The organism is Aphanizomenon sp. CS-733/32 (genome assembly GCF_028330045.1).
GTDB lineage: Bacteria > Cyanobacteriota > Cyanobacteriia > Cyanobacteriales > Nostocaceae > Dolichospermum > Dolichospermum gracile.
Genome location: NZ_JAQMSE010000158.1, coordinates 1 through 15,873 on the forward strand (window position 1 = coordinate 1; position 15,873 = coordinate 15,873).

Here is a 15,873-nt window from a genome sequence, read left to right on the forward strand (position 1 = left end):
AAGTAGAGTAACGTAAATAATTAAAGGTTTGTAGTAAGGTCTTTAGACCTGAAAGTAGGGCTAAAGCCCTAACTACGAGCCAATTTCAGAATCTGTTAACTTACTTAACATAGTTCTATTTATTTTTGTCTACCTACTTAAACTATAATTATTTTGATTACTTTGATTCAATGATTACCATATTAAATCATCATTATCACCAAAATCACTACAAATCATAGTTTAGACAGATGCAGGGAAAAAAGCAGTTCATAAATTAACTCGCGTGTTCCCAGTCGCTGAGTGATTCAGACTGTTGATTTTTCGCTTTAGTTTTGCGGACTGGTACTTTAGGAGTCCCAATATCAACAGGAAGAAACGACTGTTTCTTTTTCGCAGACTTGGTTTCTTGTGTATTCTTCATGGCTATTTTCACTTGCTTAAAAGTTTCAACTATATTTACATTATCGAATTTGATTGATCAAATCCCGGATAAAAGATTGAGGTAATTATGTAAAATTCATCAATCCATAACATCCTATAATTTAGTAGGATCTGCTACAGAAAAACCTTGTTTTCTCCGTTGGACATTTCCCACCTCCACTTGAAAGTTTATTTGGTCGTACATCTTACCAGTCCTAGCTTCTAGCTTCCAATTACCAGGGCGTAAATGCCAAAATATCCCATTGGTTGATTGTGTAGATAAATGTTGATCATTTAGCCACCAATCTATAGACTGATTTAATGTTCCACTAGCTTTAAATTCTAGTTTTTGCTGTCCTTCTTCAGATGGATGCAGCAGAAATAAATCCCCATTTTGAGGAGAGATAATTCGGAAATTATCAGGATTAGAATGCAATTGTGGCTGTTTTGCTAACCATTGATCATACACAGGTGATAAATGGAAATCCGTAGATTTTTCATAAGCAATTTTATCTTTTACAGAGAAATACTCCTGAACTACTGAAGTACAGCTAGGTGTAGGTTTTAACCCTGTGGTAGCACAGATTGGTAATTTTACCATGCCATCTGGAGATGGGAAATCAGCCGGTGTTTGGTGTTCATGGAGATGTAACATGATTCTGTTCCACAAAGGTGCAGCCCCTGTAACACCGGAAACCTGACGCATGGGTTCACCGTTGAAATTACCCACCCAAGTAGCTACAGTATAATCACGGCTAAAGCCAACTGTCCAAGTATCACGATAATTTGAAGATGTGCCAGTTTTGACAGCAACGGCAAAGGGCAAATTTAACACTGAGTCTACACCAAAAGCTATGGATCTGGCATAGCGATCGCTTAACATATCAATAATTAATTGCCAATTATTGGAAACTAACGATTGAAAATTGGTAATTGGGGAACTGTTTAATGTCGTAACTAATGGGATATTTTTCCCCATATTAGCCATAGTTAAATAAGCCTTAGCTAGTTCCCATAAATTCACTTCACCACTACCCAAAGTCAAGCCTAAACCGTAATATTCTGCACCTTGATTTAGATGGGAAAAACCTAACTCATGCAACCGATTTAAAAAAGTTGCTACACCCACTTTTTCTAATACCTTTACCGCAGGTACATTTAAAGAATTTGCCAAAGCAACTCTGACTCTCACTGGACCAAGAAAGCTATTAGTATAATCTGTAGGACTATATAATTTTGCTCCCGGAATTGCATAATGGGTAGCAACATCTGGCAAAATCGTATGAGGACTAATTACTCCCTTTTCTAAGGCTAATTCATACACAAATGGCTTTAAGGTAGAACCGGGCTGACGCAAAGCTTGAACTCCATCATTTCGTCCTAATTTCGCATCATTAAAATAATCAGGCGAACCAACATAACTTAAAACCTCCCCAGAGGAGTTGTCAATTATCACCGCTGCTGCATTATGGACATTATTAGCCTTTAAGGAAGAAATTACTTGTTGTACTTGTGCTTCCACAAATTGCTGTAAAGGGCGATTTATTGTCGTGCGGATAGGTGATGATTCTTGATTAGGTGTATTGTTTTGTTTGGCTAACCAAAATAAAAAATGTGGTGCAGCAATAATTCCCTGTTGACGGGGTTTAAATATAACTTCTTCTTGAGATATTTGTTGCGCGTCTGCATCAGAAATATATTTTTCCTGAACCATTCTGTTTAAAACATATTTCTGTCGTTGCTGTAATCTTTCTCGATGTTGATAAGGATGAAAATAAGTGGGATTATTAGGAATTGCTGCTAAAATAGCAGCTTGGGCTAAGTTTAAATCACTAGCAGGAATAGAAAAGTAAATTCGCGCTGCGGCTTCCACACCGTAAATATTTCCCCCCATTGGGAGACGATTAATATAAGCAGCTAAAATTTCATCTTTACTCATTCCCGCAGCTAATCGCCAAGATAACCAAACCTCTTTTAATTTTGCGGTAAATGTTCGGGGTGAATTATCCAACATTCTCGCCAATTGCATGGTAATTGTGGAAGCACCGGAAACAATTTTCCTATTCTCAATTGCTACTTTTATCGCTCGAAAAATCGCTTTTAAATCTAAGGCCCCATGTTGATAAAAACTACCATCTTCGGCGGCTAATATTGCTTTGATGAATTGGGGTGAAATTTGATTTAATTTGACAACTGATGTATTTTCTTGATCCGTAGTTAATACAGTTCCTAATGGTAAATTGTTACGATCTGTAAACTCCATTGCTAATTGATGCTGGGCAATATCTATACTATGAATAGGGGCAAAATAAGGACATAATCGGATTAATAAACAGATTAAAATGCAAGAGGCAATAGTTTTATTCAGTTTGTAGTTTCGCTTTATCTGCAATTTATATGGTTTTATCTCATGCAGACACGCTAAGACGCGGAGAGTAAGAGCTTTGAGGAAATGAGTTAGTGAATTCATAATAATGTTAAGAATTGTATGCTTTTTGGGAAATAGTTACGTTACATTAGTTATCTATATATCATTCCTGTTTTTTAATCGAACCACAGAGGCACAGAGAACACAGAGGAAGAGAGTTGTTTACATTTTATTTAGGATTGGTTTATTCACTGTAGCTAGTTGCTGTTGATATTTTTTGCATTTATTTAATATGATGATTAGAAAAATCTTTAAGTTCCTGGTTATTTTTACTCTCGTATTCGGAATGACTGGTTGTAATTTTATGACTATTCAAGCAGGTAAGGAAAAGTTACCACCTGTTGAGTCATTAATCACACCAAAGTTACCAGATTGGATAGAACAAATTAGTCCTTTAGGAGATGCAAAATCTACCAGTCAAATTCGGATTCGCTTTCAGGAAGCTTTAATTTCTGTTGAAAGTCTTGATAGTCCCCAACAGCAAAGTTTATTAACTAAATTTGCAATTTGGCCTCCTTTACCGGGACAATTTCGCTTTTTAACTCCGCGTATGGTGGGTTTTCAAGCTGATAAAGCTATACCGAAAGCGACGCGAGTTAAGGTTACTCTTAAAGCGGGTTTAGCAGATTTAAAAAATCATCGTTTAGGTCAAGATTTGGCTTGGAATTTTAATACTGAACCGTTGCAAATTACTAATTTACCAGGAGTTAACCCCATTGAAAAAGCCCCAATTGAACCAGTTGATTTACAACCAAAGTTGCAATTTACTTCTAATTTAGAATTAGATTTGGATTCTGTCCAAAAGCATTTACAGTTAATTCCTGAAGGTAAAACCCAAGGTGTGGGTTTTAAGGTGGAATTAGCTAAAAATGAAACACCAGAAAATTTAGATCCTTTAGAAAAATTTGATCCTTCAGCTAAGAATTGGGTTTATGATCTTACTCCTGTCCAAAATCTAGAAAAGGCCACAGCTTACCGCTTAAAATTTTCTTTGGGTATTCTTCCTGCTAATGGTAATTTACCTAGTGAAAAAGAATTTGTTAGTAAATTAGCGACGTATTCACCTTTAGGATTTATGGGAATTAAACCCTATGGAGAACCAGATTCAAGTGGAACTTATGGCAGATTTATTAAAGGTAGTCCTCAGTTAGAATTTAATAACATTTTATTAGCGGATTCCGTTAAGAACAATGTTAAAATTAAGCCAGCACCGAAAAATATTGATAGTGTACTGCAAATTTCGGAAGCAGATAGAATTGTCAGCATTAATCCCTATGCTTTAGAACCAGCTACTACTTATACAATTAATATTGACAGAAATCTTAAAGATAAATTTGGACAAACTTTAGGTAAATCAGTCACAATTAAATATGATACTGGTGATATAGCTGGAAATATTGCTGCACCTTCAGATTTGAATATTTTCCCCACAGATAAGGATTTACAAATTAATATTGATACTATTAATTTACCAGAATCAAAATATCAAGCAGCTTATCGCATTGTTAAACCTACAGATTTGGTTTATACAAATAGTGCTAATGATTTATTACCCGAACCTGCTAAATGGCAAGATTTCAAAATTAGCAGCAAGAAAAATCAATCCCTAACTATCAATGTTCCTCTGAAGGAAAAATTAGGTAATCGTCAGGGAATGTTAGCTTATGGAGTGCAAGCAAGAACTCATCAATATCAAGAAGATGGTAAACAATTGTGGAAAGAACCAACAACTTATGGCATGGTACAATTAACCAATTTAGGACTATTTTCTCAATGGTTTCCAGAATCTGGTTTAATTCGGGTTCATCATCTCAGTGATGGTTCACCAGTTAAAGCAGCAAATATTCAAATTTATCAATCAAAATTAGCGGATAAATCTCGTCCTCAACCTGTACCCTGTGCAATTGGAAAAACTGATGATAAGGGAATTTTAATTATTGAGAATAATCAATTAACACAATGTTATCCCAAATTGCCATCTAGTTTACCACAATTATTAGTAATTGCTAGTGAAAATCAAGACTGGGCATTTGCCAGAACGGAAGAATATACTGGTGCTTATGGTTATGGAATTGATGCTGGTTGGGAAGCTGAGAAGCCAGAATCAAGAGGGGTTATCTTTTCTGATAGACAGTTATATCAACCTGGAGAAAAAGCTGTCTTTACTACTTTTGCAGATTATTTAGAAAAAGGTAAAATCCAGGAAGATAAAAATTCCGTTTATCAAGTAACTTTAGTCAATACTAATGGAAAAAATACAGATTTAGGCACAAAGACAACTAATGAATTTAGTACATTTTCTTTAGAGTTACCAATTCCTAAAAATCAGCCTTTAGGATTTTATACTATCAAAGCTAAAGGTAACAAGGGACAAGAAATTTCTGGAGAGTTTCGGGTAGCGGAATTTAAACCTCCCAATTTTAAAGTTGATTTACAGCTAAATAAAGAATTTGCAGTAATTGATGACAAAATTGATGTGCAAGTAGGAAGTAATTATTTATTTGGTTCCCCAGTGGAAGGAGGAGAAGCTAAATATTTTGTTACTCGTCAACAGACTAATTTTATCCCTAAAGGTTGGGAAGAATTTAGTTTTGGGAGACAATGGTTTTGGCCAGAAGAAAGTCCGAATGTTCCTAATGATGTCTTACAAACTAACACTAAATTAGATCCTAATGGGAAAAGTAATCAAACTGTAACTGTAGCTAAAGATTTACCCTACCCCATGACTTATCGGGTAGATGTGCAAATTAGTGATGTTTCTAATTTATCAGTTGCTAATTCCCAAACTTTTACTGCTTTACCTAGTAATAGACTGATTGGTTTAAAAAGTAATTTTGTCGCCGACGCTGGTAAGAATTTTCCTGTAGAGTTTATTGTCACTGACGCAACGGGAAAACCTCTAGAAAATCAAAGAATACATCTGGAATTACAACAGATGAAATATAGCAGCGTTACCAAAATTGTTGAAGGTAGTAAAACTCCACAAAATCAAGTTGAATATCAAACTGTTGGGAAAACAGATATTACATCTAGGAATACTCCTCAAACAGTGAATTTCAAACCTAATGTATCAGGTTCGTATCGCATTCGCGCTAATTTTAGTGATAGTAAAGACGAGATTACAGCTACAGATTTACAAATTTGGGTGACAGGAGAAAATCAAGTATTTTGGGGTGGAGAAGAAAAAGATAAATTGGAGGTTAAATTAAATAAAAAAGAGTTTAAACCTGGAGATACTGCTACAGCTTTAATTCAATCTCCCTACCCAGAAGGAGAATTATATTTTGCGGTGATTAAAGATAAACCTCTCTATCAACAAGTGATGAAAATTAAAGGAGGTGCGCCCCAAATTCAGTTTACAATTACGCCAGAAATGTTACCTAATGCAGCAGTAGAAGCGGTATTAGTCAGACAAGGTAAACCGCTGAATCAAATAGAACCGGGAAGTTTAGAGAATTTAGCCAAAATTGGGTTTTCACCTTTTAAAGTTAACCTAGAAGATAAATATTTAAAGGTACAAGTTAACCCCGTTGAAAAATCTTTAGAACCGGGAAAAGAAACAACTGTAGAACTGGAATTAAAAGATAGTCAAGGAACTCCCACCAAAGGACAATTTACTGTCATGGTGGTGAATGAAGCGGTGTTACAATTAACTGGTTATCGTCCGCCAAATTTGGTAGATACTGTTTATGCAGAACAACCAATTTCTACCCGATTTAGTGATAATCGTCGTGATGTTAAATTAGCACCATTAGCGCAAATTTTACCGAAAGGTTGGGGTTATGGTGGAGGTTTATCCAATGCTTTAGCAAATACTCGGATTCGTGAAGATTTTCAAGCTTTAGCTTATTACAATGGTGCGGTAATTAGTGATGAAAATGGTAAGGCGAAAATCAGCTTTAAATTACCTGATAATCTAACAACTTGGCGGATACTGGTAGTAGCTACAGATGGAAATTTGCGGTTTGGGAATGGTGACGCAACATTTATCACCACAAAGCCACTTATAACTAATGCTATTTTGCCACAATTTGCCCGCACAGGCGATCGCATTTTAGCAGGTTTATCAGTCACCAACACCACCACAAACACTGGAAATCTGACTATTAACGGTGAACTTAGCGCTTCTCTCAACTTCGCCGAAAATAACCCCAAAACCACCACATTACAACCAAAAGCCGAGTCAGCAACCCAAGCTTATCGTTTCCCCATGATAGCGGGTAATGTGGGCGAAGGTAAAGTTACATTTACCACCCAATTAAATAATATCGCTGATGCTTTTACTGTCCCGTTGGAAATTAAACCTTTAGAAATTACCGAACAAGTTGTCGAAACTGGTGTGAGTGAAAAACAGGTAAAAATTCCCATAAATATTGATAAAAATACCTTCCGTGAAGCTGGAGGTTTAGATATTCAGTTAGCTAGTACCTTAATTCCCGCCATTAAAGCACCTGCAAAACAAGTTTTAGAAAATAATGATTTACCATTTGCAGAACCAGCCGCAAGTCAATTATTAATTGCTGCAAATCTGCAAACCCTCACCCAAAAATATAATCAAACATTTGCCGAATTTAATCCTCAACAACAAGCCAAAATAGCAATAGCACAATTACAAAAACTGCAAATAGCAGATGGTGGTTTTGCCGCATTTCCAGGACAAGAAAAATCCGATCCTTGGGTTTCTAGTTATGCGGTAGAATCTTTAGTTAAAGCTAATCAAATCTTTCCTGATTTAGTGGATAGTCAAATCATTTCTAGTCTGAAAACTTATCTGCAAAATGTTGTCGCCAACCCTGGACAATACGACTTTTGTAAACAGAAACTTTGTAAATCGCAACTCCAACTAAATTCTTTAATTGCCTTAGCACAATTAGGAGATAAACGCAATAGTTTCTTGTCAGATATTTATCAACAACGTGATAATTTTGATCTAGTTACTCAAATCAAATTGGCGAGATATCTATATCAATTTCCTGAATGGCAAAATCAAGCCCAAATCATGCGGGTGGAGTTCCAAAAAAATATCTATGAAACTGGACGTACCGCAGTTGTAAACTTACCCAAAACTTGGAGTTGGATGAATTCAAGCACTGTCACCCAAGCCCAAGCTTTACGGTTATTTACTGACCAAAAAACCAACCCCGAAATTATTGATAAACTACTGCAAAGTCTGCTAAATTTACGCAGAGATGGTACTTGGGAATCTAGTTATAATAACGCCCAGGCATTCACAGCTTTAGTTGCATATAGCCAACTTCAACCCACACCACCTAATTTTATGACTACGGTAAAATTAGCAAATCAGAAATTAGGAGAAACCCGTTTTAATGGTTATCAAAATCCTAGCTTGCAAATAAATATTCCCATGAATCAATTACCTCAAGGTAAACGTGATTTATGGTTGCAAAAATCGGGAAGAGGCAGATTACATTATTTAGTGGCTTACAAATATCGTTTACAGGGAAATCAACCAGGAAGATTTAACGGGTTACGAGTAACGCGAGAAATTAGTAAAGTCAATGAAGAGAAAATTATCCAAAAAACCGGAATGTATGCTTTTGATAAACCTTTAACTTTACAACCTGGACAAGTCTTTGATATTGGTTTAGAAGTAATTACAGATCATCCTGTAGATCATGTAGTCATTAAAGACCCATTACCCGCAGGTTTTGAAGCAGTAGATGATAGTTTTCAAACAGCGACACCAGCATTACAAGCAAAAGCCGATAATTGGCAATTAGGATATAAAACAATCTATAAAGATCGCATAATTTCCTATGCAGATCATCTCGAACCAGGAGTTTACAGTTTACATTATTTAGTCCGTTCAGTGACTCCAGGAACATTCATTTGGCCAGGTGCGGAAGCACATCTTCAATATACACCAGAAGAGTTTGGACACAGTGCAGATTCTACTTTGATATTGGAGGAAAGAAAGTGAGAATTTTATTCAAAATCCTTATAACTATTTAGATAATGTAGCAACATCAATAAGACTTTTACACGCTGGGTATTTTAAGGTAGAAATTACATTTTCATGGTCTGTCTCAGTTTTCAATTGCCATTTTCCAGAAGTTTCTGCAAGAATGGTAATTTCCCCTGCACATACGATATTTCATTATCCTTACCACCAGTGTTAGCTAAATGATCCTGAGCATATAAAAGCCCTGGATGTAAAGCATGAATTTCTAAAGAATCTTGAGAATATGGATTTGATCCGCGAGTAACTTCTATAAAAGTTATAATGCTCTTTTTTTCCCAACGTGCTAGTTGATCTAAGGCATCTTCCAGACGTTTGTTAGCGACTCTATTAGCAGCCACTTTTTTCTTCGCTTGTTGATATACCTGATAAGGTAGACAAATACTTCCTACTTTTCCACTTTTTAACCAGTTGTCTAAAAAAGTAACTAAATCTTCAAGTGATGGAAAATGATCACGATGTTCATGAGTAATATATATTCTGCTGATATTAGTTTCTTTTCTATTTTGAAACCATTTACGAAGTAAAGGTATTTTATGCAGGTCAATTACAACGGCTGAACCACCATCAGGATAGATAATTATGCTATCAGCATTGCCAACTGGTAAAAAAACAAATTCACAGGTCATAAAATTTACTTTTACTCCTCTATCCCTAATTCTTCTTTTAGCTCATCGTCAGTTAGATAGGGACGAGGAGTATGGCGAAATTGTCTGATAGCCCAAGGACGTTGGGCAAGTTCTTCAAATGTTTCGACATCCTGACTTAGTTCAGCTTTAAAAACTGTACCATCCAGCGCCCAACCAGGCATTTCTGGTAAAATTGGCAGCCAGTCTTCTCGATTATCATCTAACAAACCACTCAAATATAAGCGAATTTGGCTATTATCTTTAGAAACTTCTAAAACTTGACCATGCACTGTAAATGTCGGCTTTGTTTGTTCTGATTTCCATAATTCTAATTCTGGAGGTTCTCCAGTTCGTTTAATTTCTATCCAATGAGGATTTCCATAGGATTCTTCTACAATTTCATCTAATTGAATCCGTAGATTATCTGGTTCAGGAATGTCAAGATGTTTTTGATCTCTCTCAATAATTTGACGGGTAATTTTAATTATTCAATGCTCAGGAAAAGGAAATGGAATATCTTGACCTAATGATTCTCTTGCTAGGGTGTATCTCAATTGTGTTACTAAATCTGCATATTGATCTAAATCATTACCAGCTACATGATTTGCAAGATAAGATTTTCGTTTTTCTAAATTTTCAGGAATATCTATCATTCCCGCTAGACGTGATGTAGCAGCCAATAGTAAACTACCTGAACCAGCAGCCGGATCAAAAATTATTCGTTCTTCTGGACGTAATCTTTCTAAAGGTAATAATTCCAGCATTTTTTCAGCGATCGCTATTGGAGTATAATGTCGCTGTAAATCAGTCCATTGTCCACCTTCAATATCACTAGGTAATTCTTTAATAGCTCGTTCATACAGCAATCCCACATCTCGATGATCTACCAGTGCAAAACTAACTCGATTACCTAAGTTAGCTCCTAAATGCTGTAATATTCTGTCGCTAAGATGAGGAATTGATTCCTCAAGGGCTTTTTTGAAAAAACCATTAGCACGAGGTACTGTCAGATTCAGTAAAAGACGAGGATCATCAGTAGGAATGCGTGATTCAGAACAAAAAAAGCCTTTGTCTTCTAAAATTCTTGCTGCTAAAAATGCGATCGCTACACGAATTCCATGACCTGCTATTTCGTGACGAGAAGATATTTTGCTTTTTGAATTTCTCCTTTTAGGAATACCAATTTCTGTAAGCACCTCTTGAATTGCTGTTTGAAATGCTTGATCTAATTCGGCTCTTTGTCGCAGAAGAAAAGAAAAACTCCGTTCAGAAACAGGTTCTTCAATATCTGCTAATGTTAGCTGACCAGTACGAAATTCTGCCAGTGCTTTTGGTTTAAATAAGTGGCTATCTGGTCTAGTTAGTTCTAAATATAGAGAGTCACGATCTACAATTCGTTCTTCTAATTTGCCCGATGGAGTGTAATATTGAAGTATATAAATTTCATCTGAGACTAACAACCCTGCGCGAACAGGCCAATAACGTAATCTCTGTTTCCATGGGTTTATTTCTGATTCATGAACAGATTGAACCATGAAGGACAAGTTATTAGAATTTGGACGAAGACCGTAATCTGTCCATAGAGCATCTACAGGTATAGGTTGTTCATTGCTGTTTGCTGACGGGATACGCACATGGCGGTGTGGTTCTATGCCCCACACCCGATGAGCGATTTCAATTACATTATCCAGTCCCCGTACAGCCATTTCAAAGTTATGTTGATTAAGTAAAAAGTTATCTGGTTGTTATGTTGCTACTTTGTTTGCAAAGGAAAACAACCTTTCACTACTATAGTGGAATTGCTCAAAAAAAGCGATACCTTTTGTGTTTATCTAGCGTTTTGAAGACAGGGAAGCTATCAGTCTAAGCTATATTAAGTATTATTGATGATAGTTGTAGTGATCAAGATTAGTAGTATAAATAATGAAAGAAGTCATAAAAAAATAAGGGATTAGCCAAAATTTTCCTATATTTTGACCATCCCTTCAGTCTAGCTATTTTATTAGATTTTATTCTCGTCTCTTTACCTACTGAACAAAAACCTTATTGTACAATCTGATTCCGACAATATTCTTGCGTCGGTGTCACAGAAACAACTTCCACTTCTACAGGTTTTTCTGGAGTAGGATTAATGATAAACTCACTGGGTCCTTGATGGGGTTTTTGAGGATTTCCCCAATCGTAGGTGTAACCTAAACCAGTCCAAGGATAATATTCTTTTTTGGCATTGCTATAGGAATTGGTATATATTGCCTTAACCACAGAACTACTATCAGGAACAGGTAAAGGTAAAAGATTACAAGCAGAATCGTCAATTTCTCCATCAATACATGGTCTCATCAAATCTTCTGCTTTTACCCACATTTCCACGAAATGGGTTTTGGTGGAATATTTATTTAAGATTAATCCCAAATACTGTTGTAACCGCAATGATAGTTCAACATTATCAGGAATATTGCTATCAATTGGTTGATATTTTTGACAAAATTCTTTTACTTGTGGTACTGCGGTAAACCAAGTTTGATAAGGTAGCAATTTCTTTGCACCTATTGGCCAATCTGTACTTGGGTTACTTGTGTATTTCCAAGTTGACATCAAATATTCTACTTTGCCATTATTTGATCTCGATTTTACTTGGGGATTACTTGCAGATAAAGCCCACAGATTATTAACTACTTCATCTGCTAATGGTTGTTTGGCATCTTCAATACTATCTGCTAATGTTTTGGTGAGAACATTATAAGTTTCTGGTTGATATTGCAATAGATAGTCATAGACATTTTGGGTGACTTCTAATTGGGCTAATTCTGCTTTGAGAATTGGAGTATTGTTGCTAGTAACTTCTGCTGCTAATACTCTATTTTGCCACCCGAAAACTAAAAAGGCACAACAAACTAAGCCTACAAATAACTTCTGCTGCCAATTTTTCATGGTTAATCACTTGGTACTTGGGGTTTTGTATCAAAATAGATTCTACATGAAGATACTATCAGTTTTGTAGTAAGAATTGTTAATAAATCATTAAAAATACTGAATTATGTATTATAGATATAGGAATAATATTTGATTTTAAAAAAGATACTTAGGTTGTGTTAGCGAGAGTATAACGCGCCATGATCAATGAAAAAGACGTAAATTGGCAATGAACAATAACCAATCAATTAGACGCTTACCCAATCAACGTTGGCAAATTGCAGCAACAAATCCCGAAGCTAGTTTAACATTAGCAAATTTAATGAATATTTCCTCCATTATTAGCCAATTGTTAATTAATCGGGGCATGGAAACACCAGAAGATGCCAAAATATTTTTAGATCCTGAATCGTTAAATTTACCTTCTCCTTTGGAGGAATTTGCTGATTTAGCTGCAAGTGTGGAATTATTGGAAATGGCGATCGCTAATCAAGATAAAATAGCTATCTGTGGCGACTATGATGCAGATGGTATGACCAGCACGGCCTTACTACTCCGCAGTTTACGCGCTTTAGGTGCTGATATTGATTATGCTATCCCCAGTCGAATGCACGATGGTTATGGCATTAATAACCGCATTGTCCAAGAATTTCATGATGAAGGTGTCAAACTAATTCTCACTGTAGATAACGGAATTTCTGCCGTTGAACCAATTACTAAAGCCAGAGAATTGGGTTTAAAAGTCATTATCACAGATCATCATGATATTCCCCAAATATTACCTCCAGCTAATGCAATTCTTAACCCTAAACTAATCGCTGAATCCTCTCCCTATCGAGGTGTAGCTGGTGTCGGTGTGGCTTATATTTTAGCCGTTTGTTTAGCACAGCAATTAGGAGAGTTGAAAGGTTTAGTGCAGCCCCTTTTAGCCCTATTTACATTAGGAACTATTGCCGATTTAGCCCCTTTAACTGGTGTGAATCGTCGCTGGGTCAAAAGAGGTTTAAATATATTACCAAAATCTACTTTACCAGGGATACAAGCATTAATTCAAATTGCCGGAGTTCAAGCCAGCGAAGGAGAAAAAAACCAAACTTCTAAATCTTTAAAACCGGAAGATATTGGTTTTCGATTGGGACCAAGAATTAATGCTATCGGCAGAATTGGTGATCCCCAAATTGTCATTGATTTACTCACAACCGATGATTTTAGTATCGCCCTAGCCAAAGCTATCCAGTGTGAACAAACTAATACTCAACGTCAACAAATGTGCGAAGAAATTGAACAAGAAGCCATTGCTATTGTTGAAAATTTATATGTAAACTCTTTACAAAAAGACCGGGTATTAGTTATAATCAGAGAGGATTGGCATCATGGTGTCATTGGCATTGTGGCTTCCCGCTTACTAGAACGTTATGGTGTTCCCGTCTTTATTGGAACTTACGAAAATGACAGCATCATTCGGGGTTCAGCACGGGGAATTCCTGAATTTCATGTATTTGCAGCTTTAGATGCTTGTCGGGATTTATTAGGTAAATTTGGAGGACACAAAGCTGCGGGAGGATTTTCTTTACCAGCAGAGAATTTACCAGAATTTCGGTTGCGGTTATCTGCATTTGCAAATCAGTGTTTAGAAATTCAACATCTGAAACCGCTTTTGAAAATAGATACTCAAGTTAATATTCACGACATTAACCAGGATCTTTTCCAGCAGTTAAATATTCTTCATCCTTGCGGTATTGATAACTCAGATCCAATTTTTTGGACTCCTAATGTCCAAGTGATTGAACAGAAAATAGTTGGTAAAGGTCACATTAAATTAACTGTATCCCAAACTATAGACAATCAGCGTCAAGAACTTAAAGGTATAGCATGGCGTTGGGGTGACTATTTTCCCTTACCATCAAGATTGGATATTGCTTACAAACTACGAGAAAATAACTTTAATGGTAAAACTACCATTGAAATGGAGTTAATCGGTGCAAAACTCCCAAATCACGTTCTTGAACTTTTCACTAATTTATCAAAACCATCACGCGCTAGTTTTGAATACAAACAGCGTCAATATACCTGTGGAATCTATGAAAATGGGATGAGTAGGGAATTAAGAGTCAAAAATTCTGAAGGTAAGGTTTTAGTCATGCGACCAGAAGATAAATTTGGTCTGTTAGGTTTCAACCGCGACAATGCAGAGCAGGTAAATCTATCTCAACCTGTCTATGAAGGAATTATTCAAACTGCAATTCAGGCTTTATCAACTTCTGTGCAGAATTAAAGATTAAAAACTTTTTTAAGCGGGGATTTAAACCCCGATGATCCCAAATGGGTAATTGGTGACAATACAAACCATTACCCATGACCCAATTTACAGGTTGCCGTTGCGAAATGCTAGAAGGAAGATTACTATAGGCCCAGAAACCACGATTAGTCCTACGCAAGTTAATTGCAAGACAACTTCCCAATTGATGTTAGCTAAAATGTCCATTTTTCCTCCCAGTGATTTTAATGGTTTAAAAAGATTTAATAATTCAATCACAAAACCCGCAACTCATCATATCTGTTTAGGGGATCTAAAATTTAATTTAGTTCACAAAATTATAGAAAAAGTCATAAAAAAGTAGAATAACAGGAAGATTAAAAGGTTAAAAATATGGCTACTTGGCAATGTATATCTCAGTGTGGCGCTTGCTGTAACCTAACACCAGCGGATCGTCCCGATTTAGAAGCGTATCTTTCACCACCGGATTTAGAACTTTACCTCAGTATGGTAGGTGAGGGGGGATGGTGCGTAAATTATGATCATGGTACGCGGGAGTGTAAAATCTACTCTACCCGTCCTCGCTTCTGTCGTGTGGAAGCAGAGACATTTGAAGAGATGTATGGGATTGAACCGGAAGATGTCAACGATTTTGCCATTGATTGCTGTCGTCAGCAAATTGAGGGGGTTTATGGCGATCGCAGTTTAGAACAAATCCGTTTTGATCAAGCTGTCGGTTTTTGATTTAATTCATACAGGTATTCTCTCATTGTGTTTTTGAGCGCAGTAATCAATGGGAGATTCACTTTTATGAACCTAAATTATGCTATTGCTTACAAAGTTTCTATGCGATCCCATATATCTAACAATAATTTCAAGCTAGATAAATGATTCATTGATTCACATCGCTTTTTTAACGCATCTAGATACTTTTTACCCTCTACAACCTTTGGATTTTTCTTACTATAAGACAAACCAAATTGTTTGAGATATTCTTTGAGATAACGTTTATGAAATCGCGCTTTTGTGCTAAAAGTATGTCCAGGTGGACAGCAGGACATTTCTTCAGGATCATTTACTAAAACATCATAGTATGCTTGAAAATCTGATAACATTGTGGAACTTCTAAGAGGGTGTTTGAAAAGTCTAATTTATTACTTGCAAGGGCGACTAGAAGTCGCAGCTACACAGACGAAACCCACCTTCGTGGGTTCAAAAGCCTTGATTTTTCGTTAGTCCACGCAGGTGGACTTTGTTTGTGTAG

The 15,873-nt window shown here is 36.2% G+C and carries 11 protein-coding genes; 3 read left to right on the forward strand and 8 right to left on the reverse strand.

Features of this window, described 5'->3' with window-relative positions; translation table 11 throughout:
• Positions 1–256: 256 nt before the first annotated feature.
• Together PN471_RS12470 and pbpC are read right to left on the reverse strand one after the other, a co-directional pair.
• Positions 257–403, reverse strand: coding sequence for a hypothetical protein (locus PN471_RS12470; protein WP_193896351.1), 147 nt, complete (start codon positions 401–403; stop codon positions 257–259).
• Between the two features lie 114 nt (positions 404–517).
• A complete protein-coding gene (gene pbpC, locus PN471_RS12475) occupies positions 518–2,872 on the reverse strand; it encodes a penicillin-binding protein 1C (RefSeq protein WP_271777111.1) in 2,355 nt (784 codons plus the stop codon).
• A gap of 190 nt (positions 2,873–3,062) precedes the next feature.
• Here pbpC and PN471_RS12480 point away from each other — a divergent pair, with 190 nt between their 5' ends.
• Positions 3,063–8,771, forward strand: a complete 5,709-nt coding sequence (locus PN471_RS12480) for an alpha-2-macroglobulin family protein (protein ID WP_271777112.1) — start codon at positions 3,063–3,065, stop codon at positions 8,769–8,771.
• A 113-nt stretch (positions 8,772–8,884) separates the two neighbouring features.
• On the opposite strand, the gene PN471_RS12485 is transcribed toward PN471_RS12480, so the two are convergent.
• The 4 genes from PN471_RS12485 to PN471_RS12500 all read right to left on the reverse strand — a co-directional run bounded on the left by PN471_RS12485 (position 8,885) and on the right by PN471_RS12500 (position 12,370).
• The gene (locus PN471_RS12485) at positions 8,885–9,439 is read right to left on the reverse strand and encodes a hypothetical protein (protein ID WP_271777113.1); all 555 of its coding nucleotides are present in this window, start codon (positions 9,437–9,439) and stop codon (positions 8,885–8,887) included.
• Positions 9,440–9,450: 11 nt separating this feature from the next.
• A complete protein-coding gene (locus tag PN471_RS12490; protein ID WP_271777114.1) occupies positions 9,451–9,729 on the reverse strand; it encodes a hypothetical protein in 279 nt (92 codons plus the stop codon).
• A gap of 198 nt (positions 9,730–9,927) precedes the next feature.
• Positions 9,928–11,145, reverse strand: a complete 1,218-nt coding sequence (locus PN471_RS12495) for an N-6 DNA methylase (RefSeq protein ID WP_271777115.1) — start codon at positions 11,143–11,145, stop codon at positions 9,928–9,930.
• 337 nt (positions 11,146–11,482) lie between these two features.
• Positions 11,483–12,370 (reverse strand): hypothetical protein, encoded by an 888-nt coding sequence (locus PN471_RS12500; RefSeq protein ID WP_271777116.1) that lies wholly within the window; start codon positions 12,368–12,370, stop codon positions 11,483–11,485.
• Between the two features lie 211 nt (positions 12,371–12,581).
• Between PN471_RS12500 and recJ the strand changes: the two genes are divergently transcribed.
• Complete coding sequence (gene recJ / locus PN471_RS12505) at positions 12,582–14,627, forward strand: single-stranded-DNA-specific exonuclease RecJ (RefSeq protein WP_271777117.1); 2,046 nt, start codon at positions 12,582–12,584, stop codon at positions 14,625–14,627.
• A gap of 90 nt (positions 14,628–14,717) precedes the next feature.
• Here recJ and psb30 read toward each other — a convergent pair whose 3' ends face one another.
• Positions 14,718–14,837: a photosystem II reaction center protein Ycf12/Psb30 gene (psb30, locus tag PN471_RS12510; RefSeq protein ID WP_168646159.1), complete on the reverse strand. Its 120-nt coding sequence runs from the start codon at positions 14,835–14,837 to the stop codon at positions 14,718–14,720.
• A 165-nt stretch (positions 14,838–15,002) separates the two neighbouring features.
• On the opposite strand from psb30, the gene PN471_RS12515 reads away from it, so the two are divergent.
• Positions 15,003–15,353, forward strand: a complete 351-nt coding sequence (locus PN471_RS12515; RefSeq protein WP_271777118.1) for a YkgJ family cysteine cluster protein — start codon at positions 15,003–15,005, stop codon at positions 15,351–15,353.
• Positions 15,354–15,442: 89 nt separating this feature from the next.
• Here the strand turns inward: PN471_RS12515 and PN471_RS12520 are convergent, their stop codons facing one another.
• Positions 15,443–15,724 carry a hypothetical protein gene (locus PN471_RS12520; protein ID WP_271777119.1) on the reverse strand — a complete coding sequence of 94 codons (282 nt, stop codon included), beginning with the start codon at positions 15,722–15,724 and terminating at the stop codon, positions 15,443–15,445.
• Positions 15,725–15,873: the final 149 nt, after the last annotated feature.

What these genes read in the sequence shown, in the direction of transcription:
- PN471_RS12500 (WP_271777116.1), bottom strand. Translation starts at nt 12,370, where the DNA reads ATGAAAAATTGGCAGCAGAAGTTATTTGTAGGCTTAGTTTGTTGTGCC.
- PN471_RS12515 (WP_271777118.1), top strand. Translation starts at nt 15,003, where the DNA reads ATGGCTACTTGGCAATGTATATCTCAGTGTGGCGCTTGCTGTAACCTA.
- PN471_RS12470 (WP_193896351.1), bottom strand. Translation starts at nt 403, where the DNA reads ATGAAGAATACACAAGAAACCAAGTCTGCGAAAAAGAAACAGTCGTTT.
- psb30 (WP_168646159.1), bottom strand. Translation starts at nt 14,837, where the DNA reads ATGGACATTTTAGCTAACATCAATTGGGAAGTTGTCTTGCAATTAACT.
- PN471_RS12495 (WP_271777115.1), bottom strand. Translation starts at nt 11,145, where the DNA reads ATGGCTGTACGGGGACTGGATAATGTAATTGAAATCGCTCATCGGGTG.
- PN471_RS12520 (WP_271777119.1), bottom strand. Translation starts at nt 15,724, where the DNA reads ATGTTATCAGATTTTCAAGCATACTATGATGTTTTAGTAAATGATCCT.
- recJ (WP_271777117.1), top strand. Translation starts at nt 12,582, where the DNA reads ATGAACAATAACCAATCAATTAGACGCTTACCCAATCAACGTTGGCAA.
- PN471_RS12485 (WP_271777113.1), bottom strand. Translation starts at nt 9,439, where the DNA reads ATGACCTGTGAATTTGTTTTTTTACCAGTTGGCAATGCTGATAGCATA.
- PN471_RS12480 (WP_271777112.1), top strand. Translation starts at nt 3,063, where the DNA reads ATGATGATTAGAAAAATCTTTAAGTTCCTGGTTATTTTTACTCTCGTA.
- pbpC (WP_271777111.1), bottom strand. Translation starts at nt 2,872, where the DNA reads ATGAATTCACTAACTCATTTCCTCAAAGCTCTTACTCTCCGCGTCTTA.